Annotated in this window: 16 protein-coding genes and 1 riboswitch; of the genes, 5 read left to right on the forward strand and 11 right to left on the reverse strand. The window is 58.7% G+C overall.

The features are described 5' to 3' along the window. Nucleotides 1-159: 159 nt before the first annotated feature. The gene (locus tag AC3ISI_RS24085; protein WP_489337781.1) at nt 160-1,056 is read left to right on the forward strand and encodes a GlxA family transcriptional regulator; all 897 of its coding nucleotides are present in this window, start codon (nt 160-162) and stop codon (nt 1,054-1,056) included. Between the two features lie 137 nt (nt 1,057-1,193). Here AC3ISI_RS24085 and zapE read toward each other — a convergent pair whose 3' ends face one another. The 3 genes from zapE to AC3ISI_RS24100 form a co-directional block, all read right to left on the reverse strand. After that, nucleotides 1,194-2,288: a cell division protein ZapE gene (gene zapE, locus AC3ISI_RS24090; RefSeq protein ID WP_489334119.1), complete on the reverse strand. Its 1,095-nt coding sequence runs from the start codon at nt 2,286-2,288 to the stop codon at nt 1,194-1,196. Between the two features lie 91 nt (nt 2,289-2,379). Next, nucleotides 2,380-3,735 (reverse strand): tryptophan--tRNA ligase, encoded by a 1,356-nt coding sequence (locus AC3ISI_RS24095; RefSeq protein WP_489334120.1) that lies wholly within the window; start codon nt 3,733-3,735, stop codon nt 2,380-2,382. Nucleotides 3,736-3,759: 24 nt separating this feature from the next. Then, a complete protein-coding gene (locus AC3ISI_RS24100; protein WP_489337782.1) occupies nt 3,760-4,389 on the reverse strand; it encodes an alpha/beta hydrolase in 630 nt (209 codons plus the stop codon). Between the two features lie 144 nt (nt 4,390-4,533). Here AC3ISI_RS24100 and AC3ISI_RS24105 point away from each other — a divergent pair, with 144 nt between their 5' ends. Continuing rightward, nucleotides 4,534-4,968 carry a Z-ring associated ZapG family protein gene (locus AC3ISI_RS24105; protein WP_489334121.1) on the forward strand — a complete coding sequence of 145 codons (435 nt, stop codon included), beginning with the start codon at nt 4,534-4,536 and terminating at the stop codon, nt 4,966-4,968. Between the two features lie 258 nt (nt 4,969-5,226). On the opposite strand, the gene AC3ISI_RS24110 is transcribed toward AC3ISI_RS24105, so the two are convergent. The 7 genes from AC3ISI_RS24110 to AC3ISI_RS24140 form a co-directional block, all read right to left on the reverse strand. Further along, the gene (locus AC3ISI_RS24110) at nt 5,227-5,934 is read right to left on the reverse strand and encodes a YiaD family glycine zipper/OmpA-like lipoprotein (RefSeq protein ID WP_489334122.1); all 708 of its coding nucleotides are present in this window, start codon (nt 5,932-5,934) and stop codon (nt 5,227-5,229) included. 115 nt (nt 5,935-6,049) lie between these two features. Then, entirely contained in the window at nt 6,050-6,691 is a 642-nt protein-coding gene (locus tag AC3ISI_RS24115) for an MBL fold metallo-hydrolase (RefSeq protein ID WP_489334123.1), read from the reverse strand. A gap of 84 nt (nt 6,692-6,775) precedes the next feature. After that, complete coding sequence (locus AC3ISI_RS24120) at nt 6,776-9,514, reverse strand: winged helix-turn-helix domain-containing protein (protein WP_489334125.1); 2,739 nt, start codon at nt 9,512-9,514, stop codon at nt 6,776-6,778. Between the two features lie 274 nt (nt 9,515-9,788). Continuing rightward, a complete protein-coding gene (locus AC3ISI_RS24125; RefSeq protein ID WP_489334126.1) occupies nt 9,789-11,153 on the reverse strand; it encodes a DUF1329 domain-containing protein in 1,365 nt (454 codons plus the stop codon). A gap of 27 nt (nt 11,154-11,180) precedes the next feature. Then, nucleotides 11,181-13,070 carry a DUF1302 domain-containing protein gene (locus tag AC3ISI_RS24130; RefSeq protein ID WP_489334127.1) on the reverse strand — a complete coding sequence of 630 codons (1,890 nt, stop codon included), beginning with the start codon at nt 13,068-13,070 and terminating at the stop codon, nt 11,181-11,183. Nucleotides 13,071-13,404: 334 nt separating this feature from the next. Continuing rightward, nucleotides 13,405-15,087 carry a fatty acid--CoA ligase gene (locus AC3ISI_RS24135; RefSeq protein WP_489334128.1) on the reverse strand — a complete coding sequence of 561 codons (1,683 nt, stop codon included), beginning with the start codon at nt 15,085-15,087 and terminating at the stop codon, nt 13,405-13,407. 153 nt (nt 15,088-15,240) lie between these two features. After that, the gene (locus AC3ISI_RS24140; RefSeq protein WP_489334129.1) at nt 15,241-15,870 is read right to left on the reverse strand and encodes a LysE family translocator; all 630 of its coding nucleotides are present in this window, start codon (nt 15,868-15,870) and stop codon (nt 15,241-15,243) included. Nucleotides 15,871-16,112: 242 nt separating this feature from the next. On the opposite strand from AC3ISI_RS24140, the gene AC3ISI_RS24145 reads away from it, so the two are divergent. The 3 genes from AC3ISI_RS24145 to AC3ISI_RS24155 all read left to right on the forward strand — a co-directional run bounded on the left by AC3ISI_RS24145 (nt 16,113) and on the right by AC3ISI_RS24155 (nt 18,948). Next, nucleotides 16,113-17,078, forward strand: a complete 966-nt coding sequence (locus tag AC3ISI_RS24145; RefSeq protein WP_489334130.1) for a 2-hydroxyacid dehydrogenase — start codon at nt 16,113-16,115, stop codon at nt 17,076-17,078. Between the two features lie 33 nt (nt 17,079-17,111). After that, nucleotides 17,112-18,110 carry a methyltransferase gene (locus AC3ISI_RS24150; RefSeq protein WP_489334131.1) on the forward strand — a complete coding sequence of 333 codons (999 nt, stop codon included), beginning with the start codon at nt 17,112-17,114 and terminating at the stop codon, nt 18,108-18,110. 40 nt (nt 18,111-18,150) lie between these two features. Further along, nucleotides 18,151-18,275: riboswitch (yybP-ykoY riboswitch) on the forward strand. A 91-nt stretch (nt 18,276-18,366) separates the two neighbouring features. Continuing rightward, a complete protein-coding gene (locus AC3ISI_RS24155; RefSeq protein ID WP_489337783.1) occupies nt 18,367-18,948 on the forward strand; it encodes a TMEM165/GDT1 family protein in 582 nt (193 codons plus the stop codon). Between the two features lie 121 nt (nt 18,949-19,069). Here the strand turns inward: AC3ISI_RS24155 and AC3ISI_RS24160 are convergent, their stop codons facing one another. After that, a complete protein-coding gene (locus tag AC3ISI_RS24160; RefSeq protein WP_489334132.1) occupies nt 19,070-19,888 on the reverse strand; it encodes a M48 family metallopeptidase in 819 nt (272 codons plus the stop codon). Nucleotides 19,889-20,101 lie beyond the last annotated feature (213 nt).

Genomic DNA, 20,101 nt, shown 5'->3' on the forward strand with positions numbered 1-20,101 from the left:
AAAAATAAGACGATCCAGCCGTTTGATGACCACTTTCTCCTATAAAAATAAAGTTGAATTATGTCTAAGCAAGTCTCCACGCCCCTGCGGCGCGTCAGCATCCTGGCGATTGATCGGGTTTTCGCTTCCACCCTCCTGCAAGCCAAAGACTTTTTCCACATGGCCAGCCTGCGCCATGGCAAACAACTAGGCCAAGGCCTGACACCATCGTTCGAAATCCGACTCGTCAGTCCCGACGGCAAACCGGTGAACAGCTTTAGCGATGTGATCATTCCGGTAGACGGCGGCCTGGAAAACGCTGACATCATCATCCTCCCCGCCTTTTGGGATGACTTCGACACGCTCTGCAAACGTTATCCACAGGTGCTGCCATGGTTGCGTGAACAACATTCCCGCGGCGCGGTGTTGTGCGGCGAAGCGACCGGGGTGTTCTGGCTCGCTGAGGCGGGCCTGCTCGATGGCAAGGAAGCGACCACATACTGGCGTTTCTTCAACGCCTTCGCCGAGCGCTTCCCACAGGTTTACCTCAAACAGGACAAACACCTGACCGACGCCGACAACCTGTATTGCGCCGGCGGCACGACGTCGGCCTGCGACCTTTACGTCTACCTGATCGAGCGCTTCTGCGGCTCCAACGTATCGCAAGCCGTGGCGCGGGATATCCTCTACGAAGTGCAGCGCAGCTATTCCCCGGGCCGTATCGGTTTTGGCGGGCAGAAGCTGCATCAGGATGTGATCATCCTGCAGATCCAGCACTGGCTCGAAGAGCATTTCGCCGACAAGTTCCGCTTCGAAGACGTGGCCCGCGAGCACGGCATGAGCATCCGCAACTTCATGCGCCGCTTCCAGACGGCGACCGGTGACAAGCCGCTGCACTACCTGCAACGACTGCGCATCGAAACCGCCAAGGGCCTGTTGTCCGGCAGCCGCAAGAGCATCAAGACCATCAGTTATGAGGTTGGTTACGACGATGCGAGCTTCTTTGCGCGGTTGTTCCGTCAGCACACAGAACTGTCGCCGAACCAGTATCGGCAGCAGTTTCAGCAGGCTGCATAACTCTCAAATCATATAGATAACTTTGTGGGAGCGGGCTTGCCCGCTCCCACAGTAGGTAATGGTGAACCTGAGAGTTTCTACAGAGCACAAAAAAGGGCCTGCATCTGCAGGCCCTTTTTTTTGTATTCCGATAAGTCCTACGGCTTGTGAGCGCGGGACAGGAATTCGTGAGATTGCATTTCCAGCAGTCGGCTGAGCGTGCGCTGGAACTCGAAGTTCAGGCGACCACCGGTGTAGAGGTCTTTGAGCTCAACTTCGGCAGAAATGATCAGCTTGACGTTACGGTCGTAAAATTCGTCGACCATGTTGATAAAGCGACGAGCGATGTCATCAGTAGTGACGCTCATCTGCTCGACATCACTGAGCAACACGGCGTGGAAGATCTTGCCCAGTTCGATGTAGTCGTTCTGGCTACGCGGGCCATCGCACAGTTCGCGGAAGTCGAACCAAGCGACGTCATCGCACGTGCGAACCGCGCGGATTGCTCGATTCTCGATCATCAACACGTCGTTCTCGATCGCTGCCGTGCATTCCGGCGTCAGCGCACGGAAGCTCTTGCGCAGGCTGTCCTGAGCGGCGGCGTCCAGCGGAAAGTGGAACAGCTCCGCTTGCTCAAGATGACGCAGGCGGTAATCGACGCCACTGTCGACGTTGACGATATCGGTGTTCTGCTTGATCAGCGCGATGGCCGGCAGGAAGCGCGCGCGTTGCAGGCCGTCCTTGTACAGACCGTCCGGCACGATGTTCGAAGTCGCGACCAGGGTCACGCCGTTCTTGAACAGCTCTTCCATCAGCGTGCCCAGGATCATGGCATCAGTGATGTCGGAGACGAAGAATTCATCGAAGCAAATCACTCGCGACTCGTCGGAGAAACGCTTGGCGATGATGGTCAGCGGGTTTTTCTCGCCGCCGAGGGTCTTCATCTCTTCATGCACACGCTTCATGAAGCGGTGGAAGTGAGTACGGGTCTTTTCCTTGAACGGCAGCGCCTCGAAGAAGGTGTCGACCAGGTAAGTCTTGCCGCGACCCACGCCGCCCCAGAAGTACAGGCCCTTGACCGGCGCCTGCTCTTTCTTGCCAAACAGTTTGCCGAGCAGGCCCGGCTTGCTCTGCGAGGCCGCGACCAGATCGTCGTACAGGCGCTGCAAATGGCGCACAGCAGTTTCCTGCGCAGCATCATGGAAGAATTCCGGGCGCTTCAGATCAGCTTGATATCGTTCTAGGGGCGTCATAATTCGTTAGCAAGGCAACAAAAACGGGCCGTCACTGTAGCGACGGCCCCGGGGAATGGCAATCAGCCCTTGGTCGGGCCGAGCCGCTGATTTATTCCTGAACTGGCGTCAGCGCAACGCGCAGGGCGTCGATGGCGACGTCGCGAGCCGCGCTGTCGGCGAATGCCGGGCTGTCTGCCACGCACTCGCCTTCGAGCCAGACACTGAAGCTCAGGTCTTCGCTGCGCACGTCCAAAGGCTGGTCCGTTTGCAGTTGTTTGGTCACTTGCCCGGCAGTTTTACCGTCGGCGAAGTTGCGCGACAGCAGCAATTGCTCACCATCGGCCGCCAGCAGACGGAAGCGGAAGCTGCCATCGTCTTCACGGAAGCTGACGAAACGTGCGGCTTTCGCGGCTTTTTTCTTGGTGCTGGCGGCGACTTGAGTCTGCGCCACGAAAGAACGCAGACCGACCGCTTCACGCAGTTCGTTCAAGAACGGCGTGGCGACGGCACGGGCCTTTTTGGCACCGATTTGCAGGATGTCTTCCAGGTCGGCCGGACGTTCGATCAGCTGGTAATAACGTTCGCGGGACTCGCCCAGCTCGCTGTCCAGCAATTGGAACAGGCGGTTCTTAGCCTCGCCCCAACCCAAGCCCTGCAACAATTCGCTGCGGAACTCGTCGGACTGCGACGGCGTAGCAAACGCCTGGAACAAGGTGAACAGGTGCGAATTGTCCGGATCCTTGGCTTCGCCCGGCGCGCGCGAATCGGTGACGATCCGAGAAATCGCGTCCTTCATCTCTTTGGCGCTGCTGAACAACGGGATGGTGTTGTCGTAGCTTTTCGACATCTTGCGCCCGTCGAGGCCTGGCAGCGTGGCGACGCTTTCTTCAATCAGTGCCTCGGGCATGGTGAAGAATTCTTTGCCCTGACCGAACAAGTGGTTGAAGCGCTGACCGATGTCGCGAGCCATTTCCACGTGCTGGATCTGGTCGCGACCGACCGGCACCTTGTGCGCGTTGAACATCAGAATGTCTGCGGCCATCAGTACCGGGTAGCTGTACAAGCCCATGGTGATGCCAGCGTCCGGGTCTTCGCCGGTCTCGACGTTCTTGTCCACCGAGGCCTTGTAGGCATGTGCACGATTGAGCAAACCCTTGGCGGCGACGCAGGTAAGCAGCCAGGTCAGCTCGGGGATTTCGGGAATGTCGGACTGGCGGTAGAACGTCACGCGGTCCACATCCAGGCCACCGGCCAGCCAGGTCGCGGCGATTTCCAGACGCGAGCGCTGAATGCGCAGCGGGTCATCGCATTTGATCAGGGCGTGGTAGTCGGCCAGGAAGTAGAACGAATCGGCATTGCTGTCACGGCTGGCGATGATCGCCGGGCGGATGGCGCCGGCGTAGTTGCCCAGGTGTGGCGTGCCGGTGGTGGTGATGCCGGTGAGGATACGGGTACGAGTCGTCATGGGTAATCGCTTGTCAGACTGCAATCAATTCGAAAGACGCGGCAGGATCAGATCTTTGAGATCGGTCAGCTTGCCATGAAAAAAGTGTCCGCATTCTGCCACTTTCAGCAGCTCATGGGGGCGCTCGAGTTTTTCGGACCAGTCGTAAACCAGTTGCGGATCGATCACTTCGTCGGTTTCCGGCTGGATCAGGGTCAACTCGCCTTGCTGCGACAGTTGCTCCTGATCGCCCAGGCGCATAACCGCAGGTGCGACCATAAACAAATGTTTCAGTTGTTCGCCCTTGGCTTCCAGGCGTCCGCCGAGACTTGCTGCAACAAAACCGCCGAAGGAGAAACCCAACAGCGTCAGTGGCAAGTCCGGATGCTTGAATCGCAGCCATTCGGCGACGGCTTGAGCATCATCGACTTCACCGGTGCCCATGTCGTGCGCGCCTTCACTGGCACCGACGCCACGGTAGTTGAACCGCAGGGTAATCAAACCAGCGTCGCGCGCAGTGCGCTGCAGGGTCGAGACGACTTTGTTGAGCATGGTGCCGCCCTGCACCGGGTTCGGATGGCAGATGAGCGCAACGCCACGCGGCTGCTCATTATCCAGATACAAAGCTTCCAGTTGACCGACAGGGCCATCAATCACTACAGGGGTTTCGCGCATAAGCAAGGAAGGAACTCCGTGACCTCGAATCGGGTCGACTCGTCTAGCAAATTGTCTGTGCCAATCTATTGCGAGTGAATCGCGGTATACAGCGCAGGTTCGAGCCGTTAACGTAAAGCAAAGCCGTTTATAGAGGAAGGACTCGTGGAACACTCGCTCTTAGTTTGGTTGTTACCGACTCTTGCCCTGGTTGTGGGTGTCGCCATTGGATTCCTGATCGCGCGCCTGGTGCCGAGTGCCGTGCCCAGCAGCACGCAGCGTCAACTGGATGACATTCAGGAACGTTTCGACAGTTATCAGAACGAGGTGGTCACCCACTTCAACAGCACTGCAAACCTGGTCAAGAAACTGACTCAGAGCTATCAGGAAGTGCAGGATCACCTCGCCGACGGCGCAAACCGACTGGCCCTGGACGAGCAGACTCGCCAACGCTTGCTGGCCTCTCTGCACGCCGATGCGACAGTGGCCCCACGCGAACGCCTGACGCCACCGCGCAATCAGGAACCTCCTCGCGACTACGCACCCAAGACCCCGAACGCGCCGGGAATGCTGGACGAGCATTACGGCCTGAAGAAGTAATCAGGTCTCGCGCAGGACAAAAAGCCCTCGGACGAGTCATCGTTCGGGGGCTTTTTTATTGCAGATGATTTAGTTGTCTGCGCTGGCCCCATCGCGAGCCGGCTCGCTCCCACAATCGATCGCGTTCCTTCTGTGGGAGCGAGCCTGCTCGCGATGAGGCCGGAACTGACAACACAAAAAAGCCCGCCCGATCGGTTGAGGATCGGGCGGGCTCTTTTTTACGCCTGGGGTTCAGTCAGGTTGGTAAAGGTAAAACTGTTATTGCTGAGAATACTGTTGACCCGGAATCGCTTTCAAGTTGACTTCGACCCGACGGTTCTGTGACCGACCATTGGTATCAGCATTGCTGGCAATCGGGTTATCCGGGCCGGCACCGCGAGCCGAGAGGTTGGCACCACTCACACCTTGCGAAGTCAAGTACGTCGCCACGCTCTGCGCACGACGCTGGGACAGGTCCATGTTGTGCTGGCGGGCGCCGGTGCTGTCGGTGTAACCGACGATCTCGATCTGGTTCTGGTTGAACTCCTTGAGCGAGCCTGCCAGGTTGTTCAACGGCTGATAGAAGCTTGGAGCGATGTTCGCCGAATCGGTCGCGAACGTGATGTTGCCAGGCATGATCAATTTGATTTGATCGCCCTGGCGCTGCACTTCAACGCCGGTGTTGGCCATGCTGGCACGCAGCTTTTTCTCTTGCTGGTCGGCGTAGTAGCCGTAACCGGCGGCGGAAGCACCCACCACTGCCGCGCCAATCAACGCGCCCTTGCCACGGTTATCGTGGTTAATCGCGGCACCCGCCAACGCACCGGCCAAGGCCCCGAGACCACCGTATTTAGCGGTTTTGCTCATGCCCTGGGAGCCGCTATCAGCCTGCCCCTGAGGCTGGCCATTGTAAGGGTTAGGCGAGGCGCAGCCAGACAGCAGGGCGACTGCGGTTGCGACAATAATCAAACGAGGCGTGGTGAACATTAAGAGCTCCTACTTTTTTGCATTCTGTGGTGCAACGGACTTCACCATTGGACCTTCGCGGGTGTTGGATCATCGCACAGGTCAAAAATTCCCCGCGTGACAAACGTGTTACAAATCAAGCCCGCACAAACGGGTTCTCGCGCATTTCATCGCCCAAACGCGTGTCCGGACCATGCCCGGTGACCACGGTCGCTTCTTCGTCGAGCGTATACAGCCGCTGCTTGATCGACCGCACGATGGTTGCCTGGTCGCCGCCCCACAAATCCGTGCGCCCAACCCCGCGACGAAACAACGTGTCACCGGCAATCAGCAACTTGGCCTCTGAAAACCAGAAGCTCATGGAGCCTGGTGTATGCCCCGGTGTGTGCAAGGCTACACCGCAACCGCAGGCCAGTTCTTCGTCATCGGCCAACCAGCGATCCGGCGGCGGCACGGGCGTATATGGCACACCAAACATCTGGCATTGCATCTCCAGGTTATCCCAGAGGAACTGATCTTCTTTGTGCAGGTGCAGGGTGGCGCCGGTTTTCTCCTTCAGCTGACCGGAGGCCAGGAAGTGATCCAGATGCGCATGGGTGTGGATGATGCTGACCACCTTCAAGCCCAAGGCGTCGAGGCGTGCCAGGATCAATTCATGATTGCCGCCCGGGTCGACCACAATCGCTTTTTTGCTGATCGGGTCGCCGATGATCGTGCAGTTGCACTGCAAAGGGCCGACGGGGAAGGTTTCGCGAATGAGGCGGGGTTGCTGGGTCATCGGGACAAGCTCGAAAATCAGAGATGGGCAATTCTGGCACAAAACTGCAGCAGTCTTTTGAACGCAGGGCCAATCTTGAAAATACTATCTCAGCAGTCCCAATTCTTTCGCCCGTGCCACCGCCTGCGTGCGCCGCTCAACCCCGAGCTTGCTGTTGATGTGGCTGGCATGGGTCTTGACCGTGTGCAACGAAATGAACAGTTGATCGCTGATTTGCTGGTTTGAACAGCCTTGGGCAATCAGTTGCAGAACCGCCAGTTCACGCGCACTTAGCTGCTCTGCCCCCGAACACAACTCCAATACCGGACGAGCGATCAGTACCGGTATTTGTTCTACGAGACTCTGCGAAACAGTTGTCGGAGCAAGCAGTTGCAGTTGCCCACGTAGCCAGTCCGGATGTTCCGCCAGCAACCCTTCGAACGGTTGCAAGGCGCCACCGATCGACGCTTCCAGTGCCTGTCCCAGCGCCTTGCGGGCTTCGGGTTCACGCCCACCGACGAGCAACAACGCAACTTTCTGAGTCAGCGCCATTGCACTGAGCATCTGCCGCCCCGTTTGTTGCCCATGCTCCAGCAGCGCATTCAATCGGCCTTCGGCCAACATTGGCTGCCCCTGAATCACATTCAGCAATGCTTGTTGCAATTCGATATGCAACGGCAACTGTGGATGGAATTCGGGCGGTGCTGCCGGGTGTTCGCCGTTATAGGTCTGCCCCAATCGGGAAAGCCAGGCTTCGGCCAGATCGGTGCGTCCCTGGGCCAGCCAGAGCTCGCATTTGACCATGGTTATCATCGCCAGATAGTAAATCGGGGGCACGTCCCAGATGTGCATCAGGCGCTCGGCTTCGGCCAGTTCGGCGAAGGCGTTAGCGAACTCGCCGCTGTTACCCTCCAGCCGGGCGATCACACAATAGCCGATCAACACGCTGATATCGCGACAGGCGCGAGCCTCACTCAGACCGCTTTGCAAACGTACTCGCGCGGCTTGCGGTTGCAGGCGCAAGGCCAACAAGAGGCCCTCATACAAAGTCAGACGAGCGCGTATGGCGTAAAGTCGTTGCGCGGATAACCCTTGCAGGCGTTGCAGCCCCTGACGAACCTCTTGCAACGCGCGCAGGATTTCCCCGCGTGCCTGCAATACTCGGGCGCGGTCGTAATGGGCCAGTGCTTCAAATAACGGATTACCGACCCGCTGCGCCAATTCCAGCGACTCACGGTTCAAACTGCGCGCACGCCACAAGTCGCCGTCGGCTATGGCCAGGTTGGACAGGGTCGAGAGGCAGATCAGACGTTGCCCGTAGCGTTTGGCAGGCAGGGTATGTAGCGCTTCAGTGCAATAGAGAAGCGTCAGCTCGCGGTTGCCACGCCCTCGGGCGATGATCCCCATCAGGGCCAGCCACTGCGCCAGCATCGACTTCTGCGCGGTGGCCGAAGGGGCCGGCAGGAAGCGGCTCAAGTGGGCTGCCAATTCCTCCGCCGCATCCAGTTGACAGGCCATCCCCAGCGCCCAGCTGTAGAGTACGATCAGCCTGGGTGTGCTAATCAGCAAGCTGTCGGGCAAGTCCATTTTCCAGCGCAGCAACATGCCAGCGTTCTGCTCGGCCAGTAGTTGTTCTTCCGAAAGGTTTTGCACCAGGTTCGCCGCAACGTCCAGATGCCCGGCACGCAACGCCTGCTCCACCGCTTCGTCGAGCAGCCCTTGTGCATTGAACCAGCGACAGGCACGCAAATGCAGGCTGGCGGCCGGCACCATCGTCTGAGCGGTAGGCCGAGTGCGCAGCAGGTCGGAAAACAGATGGTGATAACGATACCAGTGGCCGTGCTCGTCCAGCGGCACCAGGAATACCTGGTGCGCCTGAAGGAAACGCAGAATTTCGGCACTGTCGTGGGCTTCGCGAACCGCGTCGCAGAGCTCGCTGCAAAAACGGTCCTGAGGTGCAGTGTCGTAAAGAAATTGCTGCACTTCGACCGGCAGGCAATCGATGACTTCTTCCAGCAGGTAATCGCGGATCAGCCCTTCCCCGCCGTGCAGCGACTGCGGCAACGCACCGTCATTGCCTGCCTCGGAGGCCGCCAGCAACCAGAATCGCAAACCCGCGACCCAGCCTTCACTGCGCTGAATCAGACTTTCCAGCGCCTCGCCATGCAAGGAACTGCTGTGGCGATCAAGCAACATGAGCGCTTCATCATGGGTCAGTCGAAGGTCCTGCTCATGGAGTTCGAGCAGTTGGCGCGACAACCGCAGACGGGCCAGATGCCAGTCCGGACGCTGTCGACTGGTGACCATGACCAACAGGCCATCAGGCAAATGATTGAGGAAAAATTGCAGGCAACGATCGAGTACCGGGCCTTGGGCAAGATGATAGTCGTCGAGGACCAATAGCAAAGGCGTACTCGGCGACAGGTAGACGGCCAACTCGTCCAGCAACCCGTCCAGCCATTCTTCAAAGGCGAACGGTTGATGGCGCTGACGCATTTTCAGCAGTCCCAGCGCCTGACTGCCCAGTGTCGGAAAATAATCCTGAAGCCCTTCGAGCAACCGTTCAAGGAAACGTCCCGGATCACTGTCTCGAGAACTCAACCCCAACCACAGACTTCGCCAATGGGCCGGTAGCCCCTGACAGAACTCTACCGCCAATGAGCTCTTGCCGAACCCGGCGGGTGCACTGACCAGCAACAGCCTGCCACCGAGGCCGGCACTCAGGCGCTCGCACAGACGAGGCCGCAGCACATGGCCGTCGGGCAGCGGGGGCCGAAAAAAGCGCCCGTCCAATGCCGCGATGGAAACGCTTGCAGGGCCCGGGAGTGGGGACAATTCAGTCATGGCCGGCTCTTGTTTGAATTGCGGATGGCGGCGTTGCAGATGTCCGCAGACTAGCGGTAAACGGATAGGGAATGAAGGTAATTGCTACAAATGGCTACAAAAAGTCTATAAGCAGACATTGCGGGACTGAAATGGTGCTTTCCTTTTAGACCGAGTTGCCTGCTCGCGATGAGGCCCTCACAGACACCGAAAATGTTCAGGTCAAAATCAAAAAAAAAACGCCCCGAACCAGTCGGGGCGTTTTTTTGAGGAGGCGACCTCTGTTCAGTGCAGGTTAGCGAACCCCGTCCTGACGCAGTGCAGCCGGTGTGAAGTCGCTGGTGGTAGCGGTGAAGCCGAAGTCATAGGCAGACTTCTCTTCGTTCTTCATACCCAGCGCCAGGTAGCGACCCGATTGCAAGTCGTACAGGGCTTCCAGGGAGTACCACGGCACTTGAACGTTGTAGTAATCCATGGAGTGAGCTTCTGCCACACGCCACAGCTGATTACGACCATCGTAGTGATCGATCACTGCCGCTTGCCAGGTGTCTTCATCGATGTAGAAGTCACGTTTGGCGTAAATATGACGCTGGCCTTCTTTCAAAGTCGCCACCACATGCCAGACCCGGCGCAACTCGTAACGTGCCAGGTCCTGGTTGATATGACCGGCCTTGATGATGTCGTCGTACTTGAGGGTAGGCGAATCGAGCTTGTAGCTGTCCGAGGCAATGTACATCTCTTTCTTGCCTTCGAGCTTCCAGTCGTAGCGATCCGGTGCACCGTTGAACATGTCCAGGTTGTCGGAGGTACGCAGGCCGTCCGCCGCGGTACCCGGCCCGTCATAGGACACTTGTGGTGCACGACGCACACGACGCTGACCGGCGTTGTAAACCCAGGCCGAACGCGGTTCTTTCACTTGGTCCAGGGTTTCATGCACCAGCAGCACACCACCGGCCAGACGTGCTGGCGCAGTCACTTTCTGCTTGAAGTAGAACAGGATGTTGCCTGGGTTTTTCGGGTCGTAGTCCTTCATTTTGTCGCGGAACACGAACTGATCCTGGAAGTACACCAGGCTGTACGAGCCGTTCGGCTGTGGCGTGGCCTGGGTCACCAGACGGGTCACGCTGCCACCGCGATAGCGGGTGATGTGGTTCCAGATGACTTCAACGCCACTCTTGGGAATCGGGAACGGTACGGCGGTTTCGAAGTTTTCCAGGCCGTTGCCGCCGGACACGAGGGTCGTCGTTGTAGCGTTTTTCTTGATGGCGGCGAACACGTCAGCCGGCACGGTGGCACCGCGATGGGACGGGTAAACCGGCATCTTGTAGGTTTCCGGGTAGCGCTTGAACATCGCGTACTGACCCGGGGCGAGTTTGTCTTTGTACTGGTCGACATTTTGCGCCGTGATGGTGAACAGTGGTTTTTCACTGGCGTACGGATTGGACAGGAAACCTTTGCTGTCGACGGTTCCGATGTTTTTCGCCATTGGCTTCCAGGCCGGAATCGAACCGTCCGCGTTGCCCGCCATTTCGGCGCCCATCGGGGTCAGGCTCTTGCCCAGTTTGTCGGCTTCGGCCGCAGGGACCGCCGCCATCACACTGGTCGCCAGCAGCGAAAGCCCCAGAACACCAGCTTTGAACAGACTCTTTGTTATTTTCATATGTGTGTTCGTCCTAAAAAACAGTGTTTAGAAGTTCACGCCGACGCTGAGCGCAACGAAGTCGCGGTCATCTACGGTGCTGAAGTCGCCACCAAAGAAATCGGTGTACGCCAGGCTAGCGGTGTAAGTGTTCTGGTATTCGGCATCGACCCCGAGGCTGACAGCCTTGCGACCTTCCTCGAAGTTGCCGCCTGGGCCTGGGGAGTAACCATTGACGTCGTGGGACCAGGCCACGTTCGGCTTGAGGTTCACACCGGCAAACACGTCGTTGTATTCCCAGATAGCCCGACCGCGATAACCCCAGGAAGAAGCCGTGGTGAAACCGTCATTGTTGCAATTGCTGCTGAGATTGCTCGTCGAGGCACCTGGCCCCGCACCAGCGATGGTGGAAGCGTTGAGGATTTGCGAGCAGGTGTTAAGGCCGCCGGTCGCTGGCAGTTCGCCAGGGCCGAAGACCGGATCGCGACCGTAACGGGCCTGGGATTTGCTTTCCAGGCCGCCGACATAGGTCATGCCGACTTCACCCACCAGGGTCAGACGGCTGGCGCCCATGACCTGATCGAAGAAGTGCGTAAAGGTGGTCTGGAGCTGGGTGATTTCCTTGCGGTTATAACCATGAAGATCGGTGCCCGGTGCGGCGGAAAGCAGCGAAGCGTTGGTCAGCGCGCCGCCCAATGGACGCACGCCGGCGAACAGGATGTCGGTGGAGTTCAGTTGCACCGGTGCGTTCGGGCGGTAGCTGACTTCACCTTGCCACGCCGTACCGGTAGGCAAGGTGGTGGAGAAACTCAGACCGTAGAGGCGAATGTCTTCCGGGTATTCGATGAAGTATTGCGAGTTACCCGCTACCAGCAGCGGCGCGAGCGCAGCGAACGGGCCTGGTAGCGCCTTGGCAGTGTTATAGACCGACTGTGGCGCACCTGTGGCGCTGAAGATCGGCGCACGGCTGTGGTAGTTCATGAAGTACGCGCCGAACTCGGTGTCCAGAGGTTCGAACATGTACTTGGTGGACACACCCCACTGTCCGCTGTCACTGGCATTGCGGTTAGGTGCGCGACGCACCAGAACGCCTTCTTCGTTGACGTCGACACCGTTCGCGGCCAATGGCCCGAGCGCGATGGCTGGAATGGTCGAACGCTTGTTCAGCACCCGCAGGTTATCGTCGCAACCGGTGGTCACGATGTCCGCCTGAGAGAAAAACGTGCCGCAGTTATCGGTGACCGTCTTCTGCCAGTCAATCTGATAGAAACCCTCGGCCGACAGGTTCTCGGTAAGGCTCTGGGACATATAGAACATGTTGACCGGAATCAGGCCTTCCTTGATCTCTGCCCCCGGACGGCGGAACGCCGACACATCGATCGGGTTGATCGAATTGATACCGCCGCCAATGAACGTACTTTCACCCCAGCTCACGACCTGCTTGCCCAAGCGCACGGTACCCGGCTCATCGGCAATCGAATAGTTGTGGTAAATGAAGGCGTCGAGGATTTCCCCACCTGACGACTTGGCACCTTCATCGCGGTGGTCATTGCTGACGTTCTTGAATTCCAGGTCTTCGTTTTGTAGCGCGAAGTCGTACCAGTATTTGCCCCGGACAAACACACCGGTGTCGCCGTATTTCAACTCAAGGTCATGGATGCCCTTGAAGATCTTCGAAAAAGCTTGGCCGCTCTTGAAGTTCAAGTGACCGTCATCGGACGTCTGGGACAGGCCCTTGCCACCATTGTTGACGCCGATCAGGTTCTTGTTCGGCTGTTGGGTCGAGACACTCATACCCAGGGACAGCGACGAATCGAACTGACCTTCGATTTCACCAACGTTGAAACTGACGCCGAATGCAGGCCCGGCGAGCGAAGAGGCGAGACTGACCGCCAAGGGCAATTTCGCCCGGCGCCAGAACTTGTTTACTGATGTCATCGACGCTACTCCATGTGCATTATTGTTATGGCTTTGAGCACTTCTAAAAACGTTGTGGGTGACGGGGAGCCAAGGCGTCCCGAAGTCACTCCAAAATTGCATCGCCCCCTTTGGTGCGCTTGCTCCGTTCTTAAAAATCCGTGGACGGACTATAGCCAGCAGGTAGTAGAGCTTGATCCCTCTAAAGTGTGATTTGCAGCTGCCGACCTCTGGAACAGTCCTTTCGCCAGTCCGACACTTGTCGGCCGGCAAGGATGACTGAAAATTTGGACTACACAAGCCAAGCGCTTGCTTGGTGGGCCTGGCGTGCCTTTTCGGGCACGCCAGGAGACGCTTAAAGCGTCGAGAGGAAGGTGCTGTTGTTGGCCTGCCATTCGGTGATGTCGAGGCGGATGCGCTTCTTGTCGAGCTTGCCGACACTGGTCTTGGGAATTTCAGTAACAAGGGCAATCTGGTTCGGGATCGCCCACTTGCTCAAGTGCCCCAACTCCACGAATGGCTTGAGGTGTTCCTTGAGTTCCCGGGCCCCGATCTCATGCCCTTCGTGGATCACCAGCAGCGCAAACGGTCGTTCCCCCCATTGCGGATCGGCGATGCCCACCACTGCTACTTCGCGTACCGCCACGTGGCGACTGATCAAGTCTTCAAGGTCCAGAGACGAGATCCACTCGCCACCGGTCTTGATCACGTCTTTGATGCGGTCACGGATGTCGATCACACCCATGGCGTCCAGCGTCGCCACGTCGCCGGTGTGCAGCCAGCCCCCGGCCCAGAGCTCGGCACCCTTCTGCGGTTCGTTGAAGTAGCCCTCGGTGAGCCATGGCGCACGCAGCACGAGCTCGCCCTGGGTTTCGCCATCGGCGGGCAGGAAGTTGCCGTCGGGGTCGACGATCGCCGCTTCCACCAATGGCCCCGGCACGCCGGCCTTGATGCGATAGGCGGTGCGTTCATCTTCGCTGCCGGCCATCAATTCATCGTTGAGGTGCGCACACGACACCAGCGGCCCGGTTTCCGACATGCCATACGCGGCCGTCAACTGAATACCCTTGTCTTTGGCCGTTTCGTACAGCGTACGGTTGAGCGCGCTGCCGCCGATGACGATTTTCCAGCCGCCGAAGTCCGTGCCTTGCGCCGCTTTGGCATTGAGGATCATCTGCAAAATGGTCGGCACGCAGTGGGAAAAGGTGACCTTCTCCTTGCGCCACAGCTCCACCAGGTATTCCGGGTCGTAACGGCCGGGATAAACCTGCTTGAGCCCGAGCATGGTCGCCACATAGGGCAAGCCCCAGGCATGCACATGGAACATCGGGGTGATCGGCATGTACACGTCGCTGGTGCCCAGCAGGCGCACACTGTCGATGGAGCCCATGATGGTCGACACACCCATGGTGTGCAGCACCAGCTGCCGGTGGGTGAAATACACACCTTTGGGATTGCCGGTGGTGCCGGTGGTGTAGAACGTTGTCGCGACCGAGTGTTCGTCGAAATCCTGGAAGTCGTATTGCGTGCTGGCAGCCGCCAGCAGTTGTTCGTACTCGCCAATCAGGTTCGGCAGGTCGGCGGTTTTTTCCGGCAGGTCGGTCAGTAGCAGGGTTTTCTCGACCGTGGTCAGGTTCCCGGCAAGCGCCTGGTAAAGCCCCACGAACTCGCTGTTGACCAACACAAAGCGGTCCTCGGCGTGGTTCATGGTGTAGAGGATCTGTTCTGGCGACAGGCGCACGTTGATTGTGTGGATCACCGCGCCGATCATCGGGATGGCGAACATGCACTCCAGGTATCGATGGCTGTCCCAGTCCATCACCGCCACGGTATCCCCGGCCTTGACCCCGGCCGCCGTCAACACATTGGCCAGCCGCGCGACCCGTTCTATCAGGGTCGGATAGCTGTAGCGCACCTGGTCGCGGTAAATGATCTCGCGGGTTTTCTCGTAACGAGCGCCGGACATCAGCAGTCGTTTAATCAGCAGCGGATACTGGTAAGCGCCTTCGGCTGGGGGGATAACGCGAGTCTGCAACATATCAATCCCTTTTCTGACTGCACGGTGTTGGCTGAAAGTAAGCACTCTAGTGCTCTTCTATGACAGCCAAATCAGCCAAAGGAATGATTTGCAGCGCTGGACAAATGCTAGCTTTGCGCCAGCATTTGCAGGATTTAGAGGATCAGCCCGCTATCAATGCATCTCGGTGAAGGCGAGCTTCACGCCGATGGCGATCAGCACCACACCCATGGTGCGGTCGAACCAGTGGCCCATGCGGGCGAATCCGGCACGCACACGCTGCTGGCTGAACAGCCGCGCCACCAGGCAAAACCACGCCGCCGTCGCCGCAGCGAGGTAGACCCCATAACCGGCTTGTACCGCCAGCGGTGTGTGCGGGTTGATCACCACGGTGAACAGCGACAAAAAGAACAGCGTCGCTTTCGGGTTCAGACCGTTGGTCACGAAACCGGAGGTGAAAGCGCCACGAGCGGTGCGCTCACCGGCTTCCTTGTGCAGATTGTCGGCGACCGCTTTGGCCGGTTGCGCGCGCAAGGCCTTGTAGCCGATGTACAACAGGTACGCGGCGGCGGCCCATTTCAGCGCGTTGAACAGCACGATTGACTGGGACACGATCAGGCCGATCCCGAGCAGCGAATAGCCGACGTGCAGGAAAATCGCCGTACCAACACCCAGTGCCGTCCAGGTGCCGGCGCGTCGACCATGGGTCACGCTTTCACGCACCACCACGGCAAAGTCCGGGCCGGGGCTGGCCACGGCGAGCAAGTGAATCAGGGCAACGGTCAAAAACTCTGTCCAATACATTGGGGCTCCTTTGGGGCAGGTCGGTCGAAATGAAACTCACAAGGTTAACGCCATCCCCTGTGGGAGTGAGCCTGCTCGCGTTAGCGGTCAATCAGGCGACACAATGTCGACTGACACTCCGTCATCGCGAGCAGGCTCACTCCTACAGGGCCAGCGTTCAGCCTGGCACTGCGTAACCATTTGTGTCATCTGGTAGGCTCGGCAGATTACGCCTTCAGTTCAATGCACAAAAGGTACAGTTGATGACGAACTCTCGCCGCGCCGTTTTCCTCGACCACCCGTCCCTGGACCTCGGCGACCTCGACCTCAGCCCGCTGCGTGATTGCTTTGACGACTTGCAGCTGTTCGCGCAGACCACGCCGGATCAAGTGATCGAGCGCCTCAAGGGCGCCACGGTGGCCATCAGCAACAAGATCCCGATCAACGCCGACGCCATCGCCGCCAGCCCTGACCTGAAGCTGATCCTGATCACCGCCACCGGCACCAACAACGTCGATCTATCCGCTGCCCGCGCCCATGGCGTTACCGTTTGCAACTGCCAGGGCTATGGCACACCGTCGGTGGCGCAGCACACGATCATGTTGCTGCTCAACCTGGCGACGCGCCTGGCCGACTATCAAAAAGCCGTGGGCGAAGGTCGCTGGCAGCAAGCGCAACAGTTCTGCCTGTTGGACTACCCGATCGTCGAACTGCAAGGCAAAACCCTTGGCCTGCTCGGCCACGGTGAACTGGGTGGCGCCGTTGCACGACTGGCCGAAGCATTCGGCATGCGCGTGCTGCTGGGGCAAATCCCGGGGCGCCCTGCCCGGCCGGATCGCTTGCCGCTGGATGAACTGCTGCCGCAGATCGACGCCCTCACCCTGCACTGCCCGCTGAATGAACACACCCGCCACTTCATCGGCGCCCGCGAACTGGCGTCGATGAAACCCGGCACCTTCGTGGTCAACACCGCTCGCGGTGGCTTGATCGATGAGCAGGCGCTGGCCGATGCTTTGCGCAACGGTCATCTGGGCGGTGCGGCCACCGATGTGCTGAGCGTAGAGCCACCGACGACTGGCAACCCCTTGCTGGCTGCTGACATTCCACGATTGATCGTCACTCCACACAACGCCTGGGGCAGTCGCGAGGCGCGGCAGCGAATCGTGGGGCAGTTGACCGAAAACGCGCAGGCTTTTTTCAGCGGTACAGCGCTGCGAGTCGTCAGTTGATAAACTGCCGCACTTTTTTTCAAGGAGCAGAGTATGGATCCGCGCAGTGAAGTACTGCTTCGTCAGCCCGAGTTGTTCCAGGGTTCGGTGTTGTTGGCCGGTTTGCCCGCCGACGATCTGCTGGGCCGATTGCCCGATGCCCACGGTTGGTGCTGGCACGCCGGCGATCAAGCGGCGCTGGATGCGCGTTTTGCCGAGCGCAGCCATTTCGGTGTGAATGCGCCGCAGCGTGAATTTGAAACAGCCGTGGTTTTTCTGCCCAAGTCCAAGGACCTGACCGATTACATCCTCAACGCTCTCGCCTCGCGCCTGGCCGGTCGCGAACTGTATCTGGTAGGCGAGAAACGCAGTGGCATCGAAGGTGCAGCCAAACAGCTGAACCCGTTCGGCAAGCCGCGCAAGCTCGACAGCGCGCGTCATTGCCAGCTCTGGCTGGTCACGGTGGCCAACGCGCCAGAAGCCAAATCACTGGAAAGCCTGGCGCAGACCTATGAATTGCCACTGGCCGAAGGGCCATTGAAAGTCATCAGCCTGCCGGGCGTATTCAGCCACGGTCGGCTGGATCGCGGCAGCGCGCTGCTGCTGGAGCATCTGGACAAGTTGCCGAGCGGTCACTTGCTGGACTTTGGTTGTGGCGCGGGCGTGTTGGGCGCTGCGGTGAAGCGTCGTTATCCGCACAACCAGGTCACCTTGCTCGACGTCGATGCGTTTGCTGCGGCCAGCAGTCGCCTGACCCTGGCCGCCAACGGTCTGGAAGCCGATGTGATTACCGGCGACGGAATCGACGCCGCACCGATGGGTTTGAGCGCGATTTTGAGCAACCCGCCGTTCCACGTCGGCGTCCATACCGATTACTTCGCCACAGAGAACTTGCTGCGAAAAGCAGCCAAACATCTGAAAAACGGCGGCGAACTGCGGCTGGTAGCCAACAGCTTCCTGAAGTACCAACCGCTGATCGAAGAGCACCTGGGCGTGTGCGCCATCAAGGCCGAGGGACAGGGTTTCAGAATCTACCGGGCCAAACGCGGCTGACAAATAAGTGCTTGCCTAACGGATTTTGCCTAGGCAGAATCCGCTCCGTCCTAGGGGAGTAGTCTCCCACGAGCGCCATGCTCGTCCGGCATACGTCAACATACTTGGTCCTCAGACCATGGCGTATGCGACCCAAGCGTCCGCATCAGACGGTTCGCAGGGTTTGACAAGACCTATGACACGAACACCTTACCCGGGGCGGGGAGGCTGTACGTGTCATAGCCGTGTCGACCCGCCCCTTAGGAAAACCCTGATGATGCTGGATTCACTTCTCGTTCCTACCGCAATCGTTGCCTTGGCCGAAATCGGCGACAAGACGCAACTGCTCGCCCTTATTCTTGCTGCCCGTTTTCGCAAGCCTTGGCCAATCATCGCCGGCATCGTCGCCGCGACCCTGGCCAACCACGCAGCTGCTGGTGCGGTCGGTGCCTGGTTCGGCAGTTTCTTCTCGAATGCGACATTGCACTGGATCCTGGCCGCCAGCTTCACCGCGACCGCCTTGTGGACCCTGGTGCCGGACAAGATGGACGACGACGTCAGTACCGCCCGCAAGTTCGGGCCATTCCTGACCACACTGATTGCGTTCTTCCTGGCGGAAATGGGTGACAAGACTCAGGTCGCTACCGTGATGCTGGCGGCGCAATACCCGGATTTGTGGCTGGTCATTCTCGGCACTACCGCCGGCATGCTGATTGCCAACGTACCTGTGGTACTGGCCGGTAACTTTGCGGCAGAAAAATTGCCACTGACCCTGATCCGTCGACTGGCGGCGTCGGCGTTCTTCATTTTGGCGATTGTTGCGGTGTACAAGGCGATGCAAAGCAGCGGGTGGGTTTGACGCGGTAAGTCGGGAGATCGAGTTGTCGTTCATCGCGAGCAGGCTCGCTCTTACAGGGGAATGCATTTCAACTGCAGGAGCGGGCTTGCCCGCGAAGGCGTCAGCAGCCTTGATACATGATTCAGGATTTACGCGCGTTCTCGTACAACGGCATCACTTTGGGAATCGCCGCCTGCAACGCGGCAATACGACTGCTCGACGCCGGGTGAGTACTCATGAACTCCGGCGGCGAGCCCTCCGAGACCTTGCTCATCTTGTTCCATAGGGTAATCGCTGCGTTCGGGTTGTAACCGGCGCGAGCGGCCAGCTCGAGACCAATCAGGTCCGCCTCGTTTTCATTGGCGCGGCTGTTGGGCAGCGTCATGCCGTAGTTCGCAACGGTGTCCGCCAGCGCCATGCTGTCCTGGCCCAACCCTAACAAGGCACCGGCGCCCTGCTTGGCGATTTCGATACCATAGGCTTTGGACATCGCTTCACGTCCATGCTCACGCAGGGCGTGGGCGATTTCATGCCCCATGATTGCGGCGATTTCATCGTCGGTCAGTTGCAGCTTGTCGATCAGCCCGGAGTAAAAGATGATCTTGCCCCCAGGCCCGCAGTTGGCATTGAGCTCATCGCTCTTGATCAGGTTGACTTCCCACTTCCACTGAGCCGCATCCGGACGGAAATTAGGCGCCTGGGCAATCAGCCGGTCGGCAATGGCCTGGACGCGCATGGCATTCTCACTGGTTTTGTCCAGCACACCTTTGCTGGAAGCTTCACCGATTGTCTTCTGATAGGACTGCGCATACATCTGGTCGACCTCTTGCGAGGGCAACATGCTGAACATGTACTGCTTGCGCTCAACTCCCACGGCACCCGCGTTGGTGGTGTTGACCGACTGGCACCCGGCGAGCAGCAAACTGGCGCTCAGCGTCCCAAAAACCAATAGCTTGTTCATCAAAAAAACTCCCTGAAATCATGCCGCGTATCCTAGGCGTGGAAGTGTATCGACGCCAGATACATACACATGAGACGCAAAATTCAGGCAAAACTCTCAGCACCGCAGGAAAAAACCCTCAAGTCTCTGCGGACCTTATCGCGAGCAAGCTCGCTCCCACAGGGGACTTGTGAACGACACAGAACAAATGTGGGAGTGAGCCTGCTCGCGATG

The sequence above is a fragment of the Pseudomonas sp. GL_139_B genome, from assembly GCF_057834475.1.